Annotated in this window: 13 protein-coding genes and 1 pseudogene; 9 read left to right on the forward strand and 5 right to left on the reverse strand. The window is 63.5% G+C overall.

Going from position 1 to position 15,186, the window contains the following annotated elements; all coding sequences use genetic code 11:
* The first annotated feature begins 198 nt into the window (after nt 1–198).
* Nucleotides 199–759, forward strand: coding sequence for a single-stranded DNA-binding protein (gene ssb, locus FGE21_RS13815; protein ID WP_139663886.1), 561 nt, complete (start codon nt 199–201; stop codon nt 757–759).
* Between the two features lie 332 nt (nt 760–1,091).
* On the opposite strand, the gene aroB is transcribed toward ssb, so the two are convergent.
* Entirely contained in the window at nt 1,092–2,210 is a 1,119-nt protein-coding gene (gene aroB / locus FGE21_RS13820; RefSeq protein WP_139663887.1) for a 3-dehydroquinate synthase, read from the reverse strand.
* Entirely contained in the window at nt 2,210–2,803 is a 594-nt protein-coding gene (locus FGE21_RS13825) for a shikimate kinase (protein WP_139663888.1), read from the reverse strand. The genes aroB and FGE21_RS13825 overlap by 1 nt, the downstream gene beginning before the upstream one ends.
* A gap of 83 nt (nt 2,804–2,886) precedes the next feature.
* On the opposite strand from FGE21_RS13825, the gene FGE21_RS20080 reads away from it, so the two are divergent.
* From FGE21_RS20080 to FGE21_RS13850, 6 genes are all read left to right on the forward strand, one after another.
* The gene (locus FGE21_RS20080; RefSeq protein ID WP_176695443.1) at nt 2,887–3,036 is read left to right on the forward strand and encodes a hypothetical protein; all 150 of its coding nucleotides are present in this window, start codon (nt 2,887–2,889) and stop codon (nt 3,034–3,036) included.
* Nucleotides 3,026–4,558 carry a hypothetical protein gene (locus tag FGE21_RS13830; RefSeq protein WP_139663889.1) on the forward strand — a complete coding sequence of 511 codons (1,533 nt, stop codon included), beginning with the start codon at nt 3,026–3,028 and terminating at the stop codon, nt 4,556–4,558. Before FGE21_RS20080 ends, FGE21_RS13830 begins: the two co-directional genes overlap by 11 nt.
* Nucleotides 4,559–4,560: 2 nt before the next feature.
* Nucleotides 4,561–5,514 (forward strand): site-specific tyrosine recombinase XerD, encoded by a 954-nt coding sequence (locus FGE21_RS13835; protein WP_139663890.1) that lies wholly within the window; start codon nt 4,561–4,563, stop codon nt 5,512–5,514.
* A gap of 112 nt (nt 5,515–5,626) precedes the next feature.
* Complete coding sequence (locus FGE21_RS13840; RefSeq protein WP_139663891.1) at nt 5,627–6,940, forward strand: HlyC/CorC family transporter; 1,314 nt, start codon at nt 5,627–5,629, stop codon at nt 6,938–6,940.
* A gap of 271 nt (nt 6,941–7,211) precedes the next feature.
* Nucleotides 7,212–9,632 (forward strand): FAD-dependent oxidoreductase, encoded by a 2,421-nt coding sequence (locus FGE21_RS13845; protein WP_139663892.1) that lies wholly within the window; start codon nt 7,212–7,214, stop codon nt 9,630–9,632.
* Nucleotides 9,633–9,866: 234 nt separating this feature from the next.
* Nucleotides 9,867–10,466 carry an NTP transferase domain-containing protein gene (locus tag FGE21_RS13850; RefSeq protein WP_255731593.1) on the forward strand — a complete coding sequence of 200 codons (600 nt, stop codon included), beginning with the start codon at nt 9,867–9,869 and terminating at the stop codon, nt 10,464–10,466.
* Nucleotides 10,467–10,578: 112 nt separating this feature from the next.
* Here FGE21_RS13850 and FGE21_RS13855 read toward each other — a convergent pair whose 3' ends face one another.
* Both FGE21_RS13855 and FGE21_RS13860 read right to left on the reverse strand, forming a co-directional pair.
* Nucleotides 10,579–11,403, reverse strand: coding sequence for an enoyl-CoA hydratase (locus FGE21_RS13855; RefSeq protein WP_139663893.1), 825 nt, complete (start codon nt 11,401–11,403; stop codon nt 10,579–10,581).
* A gap of 68 nt (nt 11,404–11,471) precedes the next feature.
* Nucleotides 11,472–12,299: an inositol monophosphatase gene (locus FGE21_RS13860; protein ID WP_139663894.1), complete on the reverse strand. Its 828-nt coding sequence runs from the start codon at nt 12,297–12,299 to the stop codon at nt 11,472–11,474.
* A 214-nt stretch (nt 12,300–12,513) separates the two neighbouring features.
* On the opposite strand from FGE21_RS13860, the gene mtnA reads away from it, so the two are divergent.
* Nucleotides 12,514–13,608 (forward strand): S-methyl-5-thioribose-1-phosphate isomerase, encoded by a 1,095-nt coding sequence (gene mtnA / locus FGE21_RS13865; protein ID WP_139663895.1) that lies wholly within the window; start codon nt 12,514–12,516, stop codon nt 13,606–13,608.
* Between the two features lie 63 nt (nt 13,609–13,671).
* Here the strand turns inward: mtnA and FGE21_RS20440 are convergent.
* Nucleotides 13,672–14,368 (reverse strand): annotated as a pseudogene (locus tag FGE21_RS20440) (transposase); the annotation flags it as partial.
* A 246-nt stretch (nt 14,369–14,614) separates the two neighbouring features.
* On the opposite strand from FGE21_RS20440, the gene FGE21_RS13880 reads away from it, so the two are divergent.
* Nucleotides 14,615–14,962: a hypothetical protein gene (locus tag FGE21_RS13880; RefSeq protein ID WP_139663897.1), complete on the forward strand. Its 348-nt coding sequence runs from the start codon at nt 14,615–14,617 to the stop codon at nt 14,960–14,962.
* Nucleotides 14,963–15,186 lie beyond the last annotated feature (224 nt).

The following is a 15,186-nucleotide window of genomic DNA, read 5'->3' on the forward strand; positions in this document are numbered from 1 at the left end:
AGAAAGATATCCACATCTTCTGACCGCGCCGGGGTGAAATTGCGCCGTTTCCCGCCCTCTCTACCCCCGTCCTGCCCTTTCATCACACCGCAGGGGCGGCTACTGTACCGGCCAGGCAACGGACGGGATTCGACATCCTGTTCAGGCGACCCGTCGCACACGCTCTCGATATAGAAAGAAACAAAGGACAGGATCCATATGGCCGGCTCCCTGAACAAAGTAATGCTCATCGGTAATCTGGGCCGCGACCCGGAAGTCCGCAGTTTCCAGAACGGAGGCAAAGTGTGCAACCTGCGCATCGCCACCTCTGAGAACTGGAAGGACCGGACCACCGGCGAACGCCGCGAAAAGACAGAATGGCATTCCGTGGCCATCTTCAACGAAGGTCTGGTGCGTGTCGCGGAACAATATCTGCGCAAAGGCTCCAAGGTCTATATCGAAGGCCAGCTGCAGACCCGCAAGTGGCAGGACCAGAGCGGTCAGGACCGCTATTCAACCGAGGTCGTGCTGCAGGGCTTTGGCTCCACGCTCACCATGCTTGACGGTCGCGGCGAAGGCGGAGGCGGCGGCTTTGGCGGTGGTGGCCAGGGCGGCGGCGGTGACTACGGCGGCGGCGGTGGCGATTACGGCGGTGGCAACTATGGCGGCGGCGGTCCGTCCGGTGGTGGCTACGGCGGTGGTGGTCAGTCCGGCGGTGGCTTTGGCGGCGGTCAGGGTGGCCCCTCCCAGAACATCGACGACGACGAAATCCCGTTCTGAGAACAGTTTCCCGCGAGGCCAGGTTGGCCAGGCGGCCCAAATATCTGCCGACCTGAACATCCGCTGACCTGAACATCAGGTGGCGCGAAGATCCGGCAGGACAGACAACATCAAAGCCCGGCAGCGAAAGCTGACCGGGCTTTTTCAATTTCAGGACGAGGTTCGGGACGCGGTTCGGGACGGGGGCCAAGAAGGCGGCCAAAACGGGGGCCAAAACGAGGGAGGCGCAGTCTTTGCCCCTTCAAACGCCGCCGGAACCCGCCCCCGCCTGCAGCGGAAACCTGATGCAGATCACGCCTCTGACGCCCGTCCCCGATGCAGGCAGCCGGGGGCTAGCCTGCCCTCTGATCCAGCGCGTCCTGCAAAACCGCCAGAACCGCATCGCCCGGCACGTCTGCCGTCACAAAGGCCGAACCGATGCCGCGCGCAAGGATGAAATTCAACTGCCCGTCCATCACCTTCTTGTCCTGGCCCATCAGCGCAACCAGATCGGCGGCCGGAGGCAGGTCTCCGGGGATGTCGGACAGATCGGTTTTCATTCCCATCGCCTTCAGATGCGCCCGCACCCGGCTCGGGTCCTCCTGACTGCACAGGCCCAGCCGCGCCGAGAGTTCAAACGCCAGCGCGCAGCCGATCGCCACCCCTTCGCCATGCAACAACCGGTCGCCATAGCCCGTCGCCGCCTCCAGCGCGTGGCAGAATGTATGGCCCAGGTTCAGCAGGGCCCGGTCGCCCTGTTCCGTCTCGTCCCGCACCACGATGTCAGCTTTCATCTGCACCGACCGCGCCACCGCCTCGGTCCGGAGCGCCAGGTCCCCACCAGCCATCGCAGCCGCATGGGTTTCCAGCCAGGCAAAGAAATCCGCATCCCCCAGCAGGCCGTATTTCACCACCTCGCCGTAGCCCGCCAGAAAATCCCGGGGCGCAAGCGTGGCGAGGATCGCCGTATCGGCCAGCACCAGAGAAGGCTGATGAAAGGCCCCGATCAGGTTCTTGCCCTGCGGAGCGTTGATGCCCGTCTTGCCCCCGACCGAACTGTCCACCTGCGACAGCAGCGAGGTCGGGATTTGCACAAAGCGCACGCCGCGCCGCAGAACGGCCGCTGCAAAGCCGGCCAGATCGCCGATTACCCCACCGCCCAGGGCGATCACGATATCGCCGCGCTCCACCTTGGTCTCCAGCAGCCACTCGACCGCGCGGGTGAACTGGGGCCAGCCCTTGGTGCTCTCGCCCGGCGGCAGCACCAGCGCATCCAGCTCGATGCCGTCTTTCGCCAGCCCCGCCCGTAGGTGCTCCAGATGCAGCCCGGCCACCGTCTCATCCGTCAGCACGGCCACTTTCCGCCGCCGCAGCAGCGGCGCAATGCGGGCACCGGCCTGCCCCACAAGATCCGGGCCAATCACCACATCATAGGCCCGCTCCCCGAGCGCCACATGTACCGTCCGTTCCATCACTTCTCCTCCTCCATCACGTCGGGGCGGGCGGCCAGCGCCTCCAGCACCCTGTCCACCATTCTCTCGATCGAGACCACCCCGTCGGACGGCACAACCAGATCCGCCTGCGCATAGACCGGCACCCGCGCCTGATACAGATCCGCCAGCGTCTGATAGGGATCCGCAGACCGCAGCAAAGGCCGTGAATCGCGGCCCTTGACCCGTTTCCACAGGACATCGAGATCGGCCTGCAAACAGACCGAAACACCGGCGGCTGACATCACTGCACGGTTGCGCTCGGCCAGAAAGGCACCGCCCCCGGTCGACAGCACGCCGCATTCCTCCTTCAGGAGCCGGCAGATCACCTGATATTCCTTCTCGCGAAAGAACGGCTCGCCATAGCGGGCAAAGATCTCGGGGATCGTCATATTCGCGGCCACTTCGATCTCGTGGTCACTGTCGAGAAACGGCACCTGAAGGCGCGCGGCCAAGGCCCGCCCGACGGCTGTTTTCCCGGCGCCCATCATCCCCACCAGCACAATGGTCTTCTTCAGATGTCCCGGCGCGCAACTTTCTGCCACCGCACCGCTGATTTGGTCTTTTTCGCTCATTCTTCCGTGAATGACGTGATATTGCCGAAAAGGCCATATATAAAACTCGTAAAACAGGCAAAGAAGCAGGCACCGGGACACCCATGGCACGTTTGGCAAAATACTTGGCTTTCCTCATTCTTTTGGCAATTATCGCGCTGGTCGCCTATGCCTATGTCGGCCCCTGGTTCGGCGCTGATTTCTCGGCGCCCGCCGTCGAGGTGCGCAAGCCCGTGGTGCTCAATGCCGACTAAACCCGCAGCCTTGGCCGTTGGCGCATTCCTGCTGACAGCCATCGCCGCAGACGCGCGCGAACCGCTGAGCGCAATCGACTGGCTGAACGCGGCGCCCCCCGTGGCCAATATCCCGCAGACCCTGCTGACGGAGCCGCCGGTGGCGCAAACGGCGAATGGCCCGGCCATTACCGTGACGCCGCTGCAGCGCCTCCTGCCGCCGGTGGGCCTGGTGGCGCAGAACCGCACCGGTCTGCCGATTACCCTGTGGCAAAGCAGCCCGCCGGAGCGGCTCGCCGAGCTGATCCGCGACGTTCCCGTCAGCGGGTTGCCGGCCATGCAATCGCTCCTGATGACGCTGCTGCTGACCGAGGCCAGACCACCGTTCGATGACGACGACCAGGTCCTGCTGGCCCGTCTGGACCGGTTGCGGGAGGCCGGCGCCACCGATCCGGTCCAGGCCCTGGTGCAGGAGGCCGGCCCCACCGGGAATGCCCAGCGGTTCTCGCGCTGGTTCGATGCAACTCTGCTCAATGGCGACGAGGACCGGAGCTGCGCCGCGCTGACCGCCGATCCCTACCTGATGAGCGACTACCGGGCGCGGATTTTCTGTGCCGCCCGGCGCGGGGACTGGCCGACCGCGGCCCTGATGCTCGAAACCGCGCATGCGCTGGACCTGATTTCCAAATCGGAGCTGGCCTTGCTGGACCGCTTCCTGAACCCCGACATCTACGAAGGCATGCCGCCGCTGCCGCTGCCGAACTCCCCGACGCCGCTCGAATTTCGCCTGTTTGAGGCGATTGGCGAACCCATGCCCACGGCGCCCTTGCCGCGCGCCTTCGCCAGTGCCGACCTGCGCGACATCGCCGGCTGGAAAGCGCAGCTCGAAGCGGCCGAACGCCTGACCCGCAGCCGCGCCATGAACCCCAATCAACTGCTCGGCCTCTTTACCGCCCGCCAGCCTGCGGCCTCGGGCGGGGTCTGGGACCGGGTCGACGCCGTGCAGCGGCTGGACACCGCCCTGACCGCAGGCAGTGCCGAGGCCGTCCGCAAGACGCTGCCCGGTCTGTGGTCTGCCGCCCAACAGGCGGGGCTCCGGCTGGCCATGGCAGAGCTGTTTGCCCCGCGTCTGGCGACCGTGCCCCTGACCGGACAAGCCGCCCGTATCGCCTGGGAGTTGCGCATGCTGTCGCCTGAATATGAGCAAGCCGCCGCGACCCCACCGGACCACGCGCAGAAAACGCGGTTTGTCGCAGGCCTCGCACAGGGGCAGCCGGATCCGCAGCTCGCCTCCTCCGATCTGGAACGCGCCATTGCGCGGGGCTTTGCCCCCGACAGCGAACTGCCTGCAGCGCAACAGCTTCTGCTCGATCAGGGGCGGCTGGGCGAGGCCATTCTGGTCACCATGAAAAGCTTCTCTCACGGCGCCGACGGCAATCTCGAAGCCGCCGCTCTGTCGCTCGCCGCGTTCCGTCGGATGGGCCTTGAAGATACCGCCCGCCGGGCGGCGCTGCAGCTTGCCCTGCTGGGCCGGGGATCGTGACCATGCAGGCCCCCGCCAGCGATCACCAATGGATCTCGACCTTTCTCGATGCCCAGGCCGCCGAATTGGGCGCCGCCCGCAATACGCTGCTGGCCTATGGGCGCGACCTGAAGGATGCCGTCCAGTGGTTCTCCGGCCGCCAGCTCAGCTTTGCGACCGCGCATCAGGCCGATATTGAATCCTATCTGATTGCCTGCGATGCAGAAGGCCTCAGCCGGGCCACCCGCGCGCGCCGCCTGTCCGCGCTCAAGCAGATCTACCGCTTCGCCTTTGAAGAAGGCTGGCGACAGGACAATCCTGCCCTGCAGATCAAAGGCCCCGGACGCGCCAAATCCCTGCCCAAAACGCTGGATGTGGCCGAGGTTGACCGTCTTCTTGAGGCCGCCCGTCAGGTCGGTCGCAGCCCCTCGGACCGGTTGCGCAATACCTGCATGATGGAGCTTCTCTATGCCACCGGCATGCGGGTCAGCGAGCTGGTCTCCCTGCCCGCCTCCGCGGCACGTGGCGATCCCAACATGCTGCTGGTCCTCGGCAAGGGCGGCAAGGAGCGGATGGTGCCGCTCTCCCCACCCGCACGGGCCGCCCTTGCCGACTGGCTCATTGACCGCGACAAAACCGAGGACGACCGGGAGACGCGGGGCGTCAAACCCTCCGCCTTCCTGTTTCCCTCCCGCGGCAAGGACGGCCATCTGACCCGCCACCGGTTCTACCTGCTGATCAAGGAACTGGCGATTGCGGGCGGCGTTGCGCCGGAGAAGGTCACGCCCCACACCCTGCGCCACGCCTTTGCCACGCATCTGCTCGCCAATGGGGCTGATCTGCGGGCCATTCAGGCGCTGCTGGGACATGCCGATATCGCGACGACAGAAATATACACCCATGTTCTGGACGCCCGGCTGTCGGAACTGGTGCATCGCCACCATCCTCTGGCGCGCAGCGAAGACCCGGAGGCATAGGATCACATGCCCCGCAGCGCGCCCGGGCGGCCCATGCTGCGCCAACAGCGCTTGATCCCGTTCCGGCGGACCTTCATAACCCTATAAACACGACGGCAGTTCAGGACCCCCTATGGACAATATCACCACGGTTTTCGACAGCTCTTTCTGGATCACCACCGGCGGCATCTTTCTTCTGCTGGTGCTCTCGGGGTTTTTCTCCGGGTCAGAAACAGCCCTGACCGCCGCCTCCCGGGGGAAACTCCGCAGCCAGGCCGACAAAGGATCTCACGGGGCCGAGCGCGCGCTGCAGGTCACCGAGGACAGCGAGCGGCTGATCGGCTCCGTGCTGCTGGGCAACAACCTCGTCAATATCCTCGCAGCCTCGCTGGCGACGGCCCTGTTCACCAAGATCTTTGGCGAAAGCGGCGTGGCGCTGGCCACCATCGTGATGACATTCCTCGTGCTGATCTTTGCCGAGGTCCTGCCAAAGACCTACGCCATCACCAATTCCGAAAAAGCCGCCGCCGCGGTTGCCCCGGTGATCGGCACGCTGGTCACCATTCTGGCACCTGTCGTCGGCGCGGTGCGCCTGCTGGTGCGCGGTGTCCTGCGGATCTTTGGCGTGCAGATCGACCCCGACAGCCACATCATGGCGGTGCGCGAGGAAATCGTCGGCGCCTTGCAGATCGGCCATTCCGAGGGCGTCGTGGAGAAGGAAGACCGCGACCGTATCCTCGGGGCACTGGATCTGTCCGACAGGTTCGTGGAGGAAATCATGCTCCACCGCTCCAAGATCGAGATGATCGACGCAGGCTCCGACCCGGAGGCCATTCTGGAGCAATGCCTGACCTCCTCGCACACCCGGCTGCCGGTGTTTCGCGATGATCAGGAGAACATCATCGGCGTTGTCCATGCCAAGGATCTGCTGCGAAAAATGTATGCCAAGATCGGGGGGCCGGACGGGGATGCCTCTGCCCTGCGCGATTTCAAGATCACCGAAGTCTGCAAGCCGCCGTATTTCATTCCCGAAACCACAACACTCGACGACCAGATGCGCCAGTTTCTGCGCGTGCGCACGCATTTTGCCCTTGTGGTGGATGAATATGGCTCGTTGCAGGGGCTGATCACGCTTGAGGATATCCTCGAAGAAATCGTGGGCGAGATTACCGACGAATTCGATCCGGCAGAACAGAGTTTTGCCCGCAAGACCACGGACGGCAACTATATCGTAGAGGGGGCGACCACCATTCGTGACATCAATCGCGCGATGGACTGGAACCTGCCCGACCTCGAGGCCAACACCGTCGCAGGTCTGGTGATTCATGAGGCGCAAATGATCCCTACGGTCGGACAGGTGTTTTCCTTCCACGGCTTCCGCTTCGAGGTCACGGCACGGGACGGCAACAGGGTAACAGGCCTGAAAATCCGCCCGCTCGAAGGGTAACCGCCCCCCCTGTTCGTTTTACCGATCCGAAGTGAGGGGTTTCGCTTCGGGCTTTGCCCGAAGCGACCGGCGCCGCGCGCGCGCCCCTGCGGGGCGCGCGCGCGGCGCCATGCCCAACCGGAGGACGGGTCCCCTTTTAAAAGGGGCACGGCAAATGGGCGGGAGAATGCGCGGTAACAGCGCCGACATCAATGGTCGCTTTTTGACTGGACTACTGGGCATAACTGTCCAGAATGCATCCGAACAGGATCCCGACAAGGAGTGATCAGTCATGAAAACAAGCACCCGCGTGGCAGTTATCGGGGGCGGCGTTGTCGGCTGCTCCGTTCTTTACCATCTGACGAAACTCGGCTGGTCCGACGTCATGCTGATCGAGCGCTCAGAGCTGACGTCCGGCTCCACCTGGCATGCAGCGGGCGGCTTTCATACCCTCAATGGCGACACCAACATGGCCGCACTTCAGGGCTATACGATCAAACTATACAAGGAGCTCGAAGAGATCACCGGCATGTCCTGCGGGTTGCATCACGTCGGCGGGGTGACGCTCGCGGACAACAAGGAACGCTTCGATATGCTCAAGGCGGAGCGCGCGAAGCACCGCTTCATGGGACTTGAGACAGAGATTGTAAGCCCCGAGGAGATCAAGAAAATCGCGCCCGTCACCAATATCGACGGCATCATCGGCGGCCTCTACGATCCACTTGACGGCCACCTCGACCCCTCAGGCACGACCCACGCCTATGCCAAGGCCGCACGACTGGGCGGCGCCACCATTGAGACCCATTGCAAGGTCACCGAAACCAACCAGCGCCCCGATGGCACCTGGGACGTGGTCACCAACAAGGGCAGGATCCACGCCGAACATATCGTCAATGCCGGCGGTCTCTGGGCGCGGGAGGTCGGCGCCATGGCGGGCATCTACTTCCCCCTCCACCCGATGGAACACCAATATATCGTCACCGACGAGGTGCCGTTGATCCGGGACATGATGGCCAATGGCATCGAACACCCGCATGTCATGGACCCCGCCGGCGAGAGTTACCTGCGCCAGGAAGGCCAGGGCCTTTGCATCGGTTTCTACGAACAACCCTGCCGCCCCTGGGCGGTCGATGGCACCCCCTGGGATTTTGGCCACGAACTTCTGCCCGACGACTTTGACAAGATCGAAGACTCCATCGCCTTCGCCTACGACCGCTTCCCGGCCCTCCAGGAGGCTGGCGTGAAATCGGTCATCCACGGCCCCTTCACCTTCGCGCCCGATGGCAACCCGCTGGTCGGCCCGGTGCCCGGCGTGTCGAACTACTGGTCGGCCTGCGCCGTCATGGCAGGCTTTTCGCAGGGCGGCGGCGTCGGTCTGATGCTGGCGCAATGGATGGTCGAGGGCGAATGCGAACGCGACACGACGGCCATGGATGTGGCCCGCTACGGGGACTGGATCACACCCGGCTATACCCGCCCGAAGGTCATCGAAAACTACCAGAAACGCTTCTCCATCGCCTACCCGAACGAAGAACTCCCCGCCGCGCGCCCGTTCCGGACCACGCCGATGTATGACATTTTTGACCAGATGGGCGCGGTCTGGGGCCACCAATACGGAACCGAGATCCCGAATTACTTCGCCGCCGACGGGGACCCCCGCTACGAGACCCCCTCCTTCCGCCGCTCCAACGCCTTCGAGGCCACCGCGAGAGAGGTGAACACCGTCCGCGAAGCCGTTGGGATCAATGAGATTCACAACTTCGGAAAATATCGCATTCGGGGCGCCGGGGCCCGCGCGTGGCTTGACCGGGTGATGGCGGGCCGGGTGCCGAAACCGGGCCGCCTGAGCCTGACGCCGATGCTGTCACCCAAGGGGCGCCTGATCGGGGATTTCACCATCTCCTGCCTGGCCGAAGATGACTTCCAACTGACCGCCTCCTATGGCGCGCAGGCCTACCACATGCGCTGGTTCCTGCAAAATCTCGACGAGGGCGTCACCATCGACAATATCTCCGACAAGGTGAACGGCTTCCAGATCGCAGGTCCCAATGCGCGCGCAGTACTGCAGGCCTGCACCCGCTCCGACATCTCCGACATGCGCTTCCTCGATGTGCGCCGCCTGACCGTCGGCATGGTGGACTGCGTCGTGCAACGGGTCAGCTACACCGGCGATCTCGGCTATGAGATCTACTGCGATCTGCCCAGCCAACGCGCCCTCTGGACCACGCTCTGGGGCGAAGGGCAGAGCCACGGCATGAAACCTTTTGGCATGCGCGCCATGATGAGCCTGCGTCTCGACAAGTTCTTCGGCTCCTGGCTCTCGGAATTCTCGCCCGACTATACGGCGGCAGAAACCGGCCTTGATCGCTTTATCTCCTTCAAGAAACCGGTTGATTTCATTGGCCGTTCCGCAGCCGAGGCCGAACGCGACGCAGGTCCCGCACGTAAACTCTGCGCCTTTGAGGTCGAGGCCGGGGACGCCGATGTCACCGCCTACGAGCCGATCTGGCGCGATGGTGCGGTCGTGGGCTTCTGCACCTCCGGCGGCTACAGCCACTTTGCCCGGAAATCCATCGCACTCGGCTTTGTCCCGGCGGATCGTGCCAGCGAGGACGGCCTGGAAGTCGAGATTGAAATCCTCGGCGCGCGTCAGAAGGCCCGGCTGATCACCACGCCGCTGTTTGACGCCGATGGCGCCCGCATGCGCGGCTGACCACGCGAACCAGGTCAACCTTCCTGACCTTTCTCCACGGGTGTTGCCAGATCAGCGCGCGCTCCTGCCCGGGCGCGCGCAATTTATCGGACAACATCCCTGCCCCAATGTTTCGCGCGCGAAACAAAAGGTCACAACAGCTGACCTATCCCCCTTGGCATTTCCTTTCATCTTTTCCAAAATACCTCCGCCGGAGGCTCCCACCACAGCCTCCCTGCGCAAAGGAGCCTCCTCTTGCCCGAACCTCTCGCCATCCTCCTGCTCGCCGCCGGCGCCTCGACCCGGATGCAGGGGCGCGACAAGCTGATGGAGGCCGTCGACGGCCAGCCCCTGCTGGCCCATCTGATCCGCCAGGCCCGCGCGACCGGATTGCCGGTCTTTGTCACCCTGCCCGAACGCGACCATCCCCGCGCCTGCGCAGCGACGGGGGCGACCATTGTTCCGGTCCCGGGGGCCACTGAGGGCATGAGTGCATCGATCCGCTCCGGCCTGCAGGCGCTGCCGGACGACATTCAGGGCGTACTGCTGCTCCCCGCCGACATGCCCGACCTCACCACCGCCGATTTTCAGCATTTGGCCGCCCGGTTTCAGGGCGCGGACGGTCCCATCCTGCGGGCAAGTGGCGCGGATGAAACCGGCAGCCTGCGCCCCGGACACCCCGTTCTGTTTCCCAAACGCTGCTTTGCGGCGCTGCGGGAGCTGCGCGGCGATACCGGCGCCCGGGCCCTGCTGCAGAACGACAGGGTGGAGATGGTCCGCCTGCCCGCGGCCCATGCACTGACCGATCTCGACACCCCCGAAGCCTGGCGACACTGGCGCAGCCTCCGCCCGTGAAAGGCGCAAGCCATCAGCCGCCCTCCGCAACAGGGTCGGCTTGCCGCCTGGGTCGGATCCAACCTCGGCGCGTGGTCAGGGCAGCCCGCCTGCGCCGCGAGATCTCAGCAGTTCACTCCCCCGTCCATTCGGGCATGGCGGATTTGTTGATAAAGGCCCCGATCCCGGCCTCTGCGTCCCGCGCCATCATGTTTCCCGCCATCACCCGCCCCGCATGAGCGTAGGCGTCAGACAGCGACATCTGCGCCTGCTGGTAAAAGGCGCCCTTGCCGATTTTGACAGCGGCGGGCGATTTATCGGCGATCGTCCTGGCCATCGCACGGCTGGTCTCCGCCAGCTCAACCAAGGGTACAACGCGATTGACCATGCCCATGTCAGCGGCGCGCTCAGCGGCGATAAACTCGCCCAGCAACAGCATCTCCATCGCGTGTTTGCGCGCCACATTGCGCGAGAGCGCCACCATCGGCGTCGAGCAAAACAGACCGATATTGACGCCGGATGTGGCAAAGCGCGCATCCTGCGAGGCCACCGCCAGATCGCAGGTCGCGACCAACTGACATCCCGCCGCCGTGGCGATGCCCGAAACTTCGGCGATCACAGGCTGTGGCAGGGTCACGATCCGCTGCATCATCCGCGAACAGGTGGCAAAGAGATCCTGAAAATACTGAAACCCGCCGTCCTCATCACTGCGCGCTGCAGTCATTTCCTTCAGATTGTGCCCGGCGCAGAAATGATCGCCCGCGCCGCGCAGGATGACCGCCCGCACCGTGCTGTCCCCGGCAATTTCGTCCAGCCGGGACTGCAGCGCCTGCAGCATCGCCTCGGACAGCGCATTGATACTGCGCGGATCCGTCATCGTCAGAGTGGTGACGCCCGCGTCGTCGTGCCGGGTGACCAGCGGCCCGGGGCTGCTCTCTTCTGTCTCTTGCTGTGCCATGACCTCGCCCTCCCTCTCATTGGACAGAACCCTAGGCGATGTCTCCCGGGCGGCCAAGAGGGCACGGCTCAGGCCAGACCAAAGGCCTCAAGAACCTCTGCACGCATCGCCGCACCGCTGGAGACGGTCAGCCGCCCTTCGGCAATCGTCGGCGCATAGGCCCGCCCGTCAACCAGCTGCGCGTGGCCGCCAGCTTCGGTGACCGCCAGAACGCCCGCCGCATGATCCCAGCAGTTGATCCCCTCGGTCTGCACGAAATCGGCATTGCCCTGCGCCATCACCCGATACTCGTGACAGGAACAGCACAGCGCATTCACCCGGCGCGCGGTGACCATGCCATGGGCCAGCCGGGGTTGCTCGGCCTTGGGAAACAGGTAGTGCGGCAGAAACCCGGTCGCCTCGGCAAAGGGGCGTTCCGGCGCCACCCGGAGCGGCTCCGGCGGCCGACCCGGGGCCGCAAACCATGCGCCACCTCCCAGACTGGCCTCGACCCAATCATCCACCACAGGATCATAGAGCAGACCAAAGACCGTCTGCCCCCGCACGGTGACCGCGAGGATCACACCAAAGGTCGCCAGGCCGTTGGCGAAATTCCAGGTGCCGTCGATCGGGTCGACAATCACTGCGATCTCGGCACCCGGGAGCTGTTGCAGCCGGGAGGCATCGGCAGAGACCGCTTCCTCGCCGATCACAACCGCGCCGGGCAGAATGGTGTCGACGGCCCGGGTGATGTGCTCCTCGGCGGCGACATCCGCATCGGTCACCAGGTCGATGGCAGAGGATTTCGTCTTGATCGCCCCGGCCGACAAATTCCGAAAGCGCGGCAGGATCTCCGCCCGGGCAGCGCCCCGCACCATGGCAATCAACGCCTGCTCAATGTCGCGTTCCAACCGCATGTCTTTGGTCCTCTGGTTCATTCTTTGCTGTGCTGGTAGCCTGTTGCGGATCAGAGTTCACCTGGAACCCTCGTGATTTATGTGAATTTTTGACGACATGGACCCGCGGTGTCCTGGACCGACGGCGACATGCAAATTCGCTGTGGCGGTTTCGGCAGCGAGGGCTAAAATGGCTGCGGCTCCACGGTGGACCGGATATCGAAAGGTCGAGCGCATGAAAGTCAACGGCACCCCCTACAGGTCGCTTTGGTGGGACGACACCAAGGGCGCGCTGCAGATTATCGATCAGCGCTGGCTGCCTCACGATTTCCGCATCCGGCAGCTTGATACGCTGGCGGACTATGCGACGGCGATTGTGGACATGCAGGTGCGCGGCGCGCCTCTGATCGGCGCCACGGCCGCCTATGGGATGGCGCTTGCCATGGCACAGGACCCATCGGACTCCGAGCTGGACCGCACCTGGACGCTTCTGCATGCCACCCGCCCCACCGCGATCAACCTGCGCTGGGCGCTCGATCGCTGCCGCGCGGCGCTCGAACCACTGGCGCCGGGCGCGCGGGCCGACGCCGCGCTCTCGCTCGCCCATGATATTGCCGATGAAGATGTGGAGATCAATCGCCGGATCGGTGCACATGGCCTCACTCTGATCCGCGAGATTGCCGCGCGCAAACCGGCAGGCGAGCCGGTCCGCCTGCTCACCCATTGCAACGCGGGCTGGATTGCCACCGTCGACTGGGGCACCGCCACCAGCCCGATGTATCAGGCCCATGATGAGGGCATTGCGCTCCATGTCTGGGTCGATGAGACCCGGCCACGCAATCAGGGCGCGCTGACCGCCTGGGAGCTCGGCAGCCACGGTATCGCGCACAGCTATGTCACCGACAATGCCGGCGGTCATCTGATGCAGCAGGGGCTGGTGGATCTGGTCATCACCGGCACTGATCGCACCACCCGCCAGGGCGATGTGTGCAACAAGATCGGCACCTATCTCAAGGCGCTGGCGGCGCGGGACAACAATGTTCCTTTTTATGTCGCCCTGCCCTCACCGACCATTGACTGGACGGTGACCGATGGCCTCTCCGGCATCCCGATTGAGGAACGCCCCTCCCGCGAGGTGACCCATATTCAGGGCACGCGCGCAGACGGGTCCATCGATGTGGTGCGGGTCACCCCCGAGGCGACCCCGGCTCAAAACCCCGCTTTTGACGTGACCCCCGGCCGGTTGGTCACCGGGCTGATCACCGAACGGGGCATTTGTGCCGCGAGCCTTGAGGGGCTGGCCGGAATGTTCCCCGACTTGGCCAGTTGATCAGAGGTGGCTCGGTCCGTTTGACCAGTTTCGAGCCGTTTCCTAAGGGGCTCTCCCGCTCGGTTATGGCGCGACCGGTATTTGCTGCGGCTTGATGTGGTATGCCTGATCGGGCGTCTGCCCGGCCCGCGATGAATGCGGTCTCCGCGTGTTGTAGAACGTCAAATACCGGCGCAGATTTGCGCGCGCAGCCGATACGCTGTCATAAGCACGCAGGTAGACTTCCTCGTATGTGATCGTCCGCCAGAGGCGCTCGACAAAAACATTGTCGCACCACGCGCCTTTTCCGCCTATGCTGGTCTGGATATCTGCGTCCTTCAGCGTCTTGAAGAAGTCAATAGATGTGAAGTGGCTGCCCTGGACGCCCTTCTAAGAGACAAGCGGTGATCTGGGATTGATTGATCTGCTTCTGGCGACGCATGATAGTGCCGAAGACTTCTCGGGCAATATAGCGTTTGAGGCTGCGAATGGTTTCCAGCGTCACCGACAGCCGCCAGGCCAGAACGGCAACCAGATAGACGAACCCGCGCGCCATTGGGATGTAGGGAATGTCCATCGCCCAAACCTGATTTGGTCGCGTCACCGCAAGCCTTCTCAGCAGATACCGGTAGACCTTGTGGCCGGGTGCCGGTTTGTCTGCCCTTGCTGGTGGCACATGACGTGCTTGAAGCTGAATTCGAGCCTTCGCAGGGCCAGCCAATAGTAACCGACCGCGCAGCGCAGCTTGCATGGCTGTCAACGGCGCAGCGTGACGGCTTCCCTGCCTGCCGGGTGGTCAGTGTCGCAGACGGCCAGACTTTGCGCCAAGCGGCTGCTGCAGGCGGCATTGATCCCGACGCCGACCGCTTGATTGTGGGCATTCCCCAAGCCTGTTTCTAACGATCTTCCGAAGGGGCAATTTGGAAGCTAACTGACCCCCGTTGCTGCGATGCTTCGGGGGTCTTTTTTCGTCGCGATTGTCGTGTATGATTGAGATTTAACCGAATGATTTAGAGGAATTTTAATCGTGAACGTACTCTCACTTCTTACAGCTTTTGGCCTTGGGTCAGTCGTAACGGCTCTTATCCAGTCATGGCTTGCGCAACGGTCAAAACAAGACAACCGACGCTTTCGAGAAAAGCAGGTTGCTTACATCGGTTTGCTTGAAGCCTATCATCGCGCCGCTGTCGAAAGCACCGACGAAGCCGCCAAGAACTTCGCCCTTTGGCAAATGCGTTGCGAATTAGTTGCACCCGAAGTTGTTCGTAAGTCGATTGAACGAATTGTTGAAACAAACGAAGACCCAGAAGGCCGAACGAAGGCCCATGACGGGCTGAAAGCTGCATTCCGTGCCGATCTAGGCATCGCGAAGTGAGCGTGACTCAAAATGGACAGATCACGAATGCGTGATCCACGGCCCGCAACCTGCGCCGTTTCATGTCCAATCGAAGCATGGGTTGAAGTGTGGGTTGAACCGCATCTGGCAAGCCAGATACGCCCCTATCTTATTGTTATTAAATTAAAAATTAGGGTGACAATGGCGGAGAGACAGGGATTCGAACCCTGGAGACGGTCTCCCGCCTACACACTTTCCAGGCG

The sequence above is a fragment of the Phaeobacter sp. B1627 genome (assembly GCF_006265095.1).
Lineage (GTDB): Bacteria > Pseudomonadota > Alphaproteobacteria > Rhodobacterales > Rhodobacteraceae > Epibacterium.

Excerpts from the sequence above, each read along its gene's own strand:
- FGE21_RS13825 (WP_139663888.1), bottom strand. The coding sequence starts at position 2,803 with ATGAGCGAAAAAGACCAAATCAGCGGTGCGGTGGCAGAAAGTTGCGCG.
- ssb (WP_139663886.1), top strand. The coding sequence starts at position 199 with ATGGCCGGCTCCCTGAACAAAGTAATGCTCATCGGTAATCTGGGCCGC.
- FGE21_RS13830 (WP_139663889.1), top strand. The coding sequence starts at position 3,026 with ATGCCGACTAAACCCGCAGCCTTGGCCGTTGGCGCATTCCTGCTGACA.
- FGE21_RS13835 (WP_139663890.1), top strand. The coding sequence starts at position 4,561 with ATGCAGGCCCCCGCCAGCGATCACCAATGGATCTCGACCTTTCTCGAT.
- mtnA (WP_139663895.1), top strand. The coding sequence starts at position 12,514 with ATGAAAGTCAACGGCACCCCCTACAGGTCGCTTTGGTGGGACGACACC.
- FGE21_RS13845 (WP_139663892.1), top strand. The coding sequence starts at position 7,212 with ATGAAAACAAGCACCCGCGTGGCAGTTATCGGGGGCGGCGTTGTCGGC.
- aroB (WP_139663887.1), bottom strand. The coding sequence starts at position 2,210 with ATGGAACGGACGGTACATGTGGCGCTCGGGGAGCGGGCCTATGATGTG.
- FGE21_RS13855 (WP_139663893.1), bottom strand. The coding sequence starts at position 11,403 with ATGGCACAGCAAGAGACAGAAGAGAGCAGCCCCGGGCCGCTGGTCACC.
- FGE21_RS13860 (WP_139663894.1), bottom strand. The coding sequence starts at position 12,299 with ATGCGGTTGGAACGCGACATTGAGCAGGCGTTGATTGCCATGGTGCGG.
- FGE21_RS20080 (WP_176695443.1), top strand. The coding sequence starts at position 2,887 with ATGGCACGTTTGGCAAAATACTTGGCTTTCCTCATTCTTTTGGCAATT.
- FGE21_RS13840 (WP_139663891.1), top strand. The coding sequence starts at position 5,627 with ATGGACAATATCACCACGGTTTTCGACAGCTCTTTCTGGATCACCACC.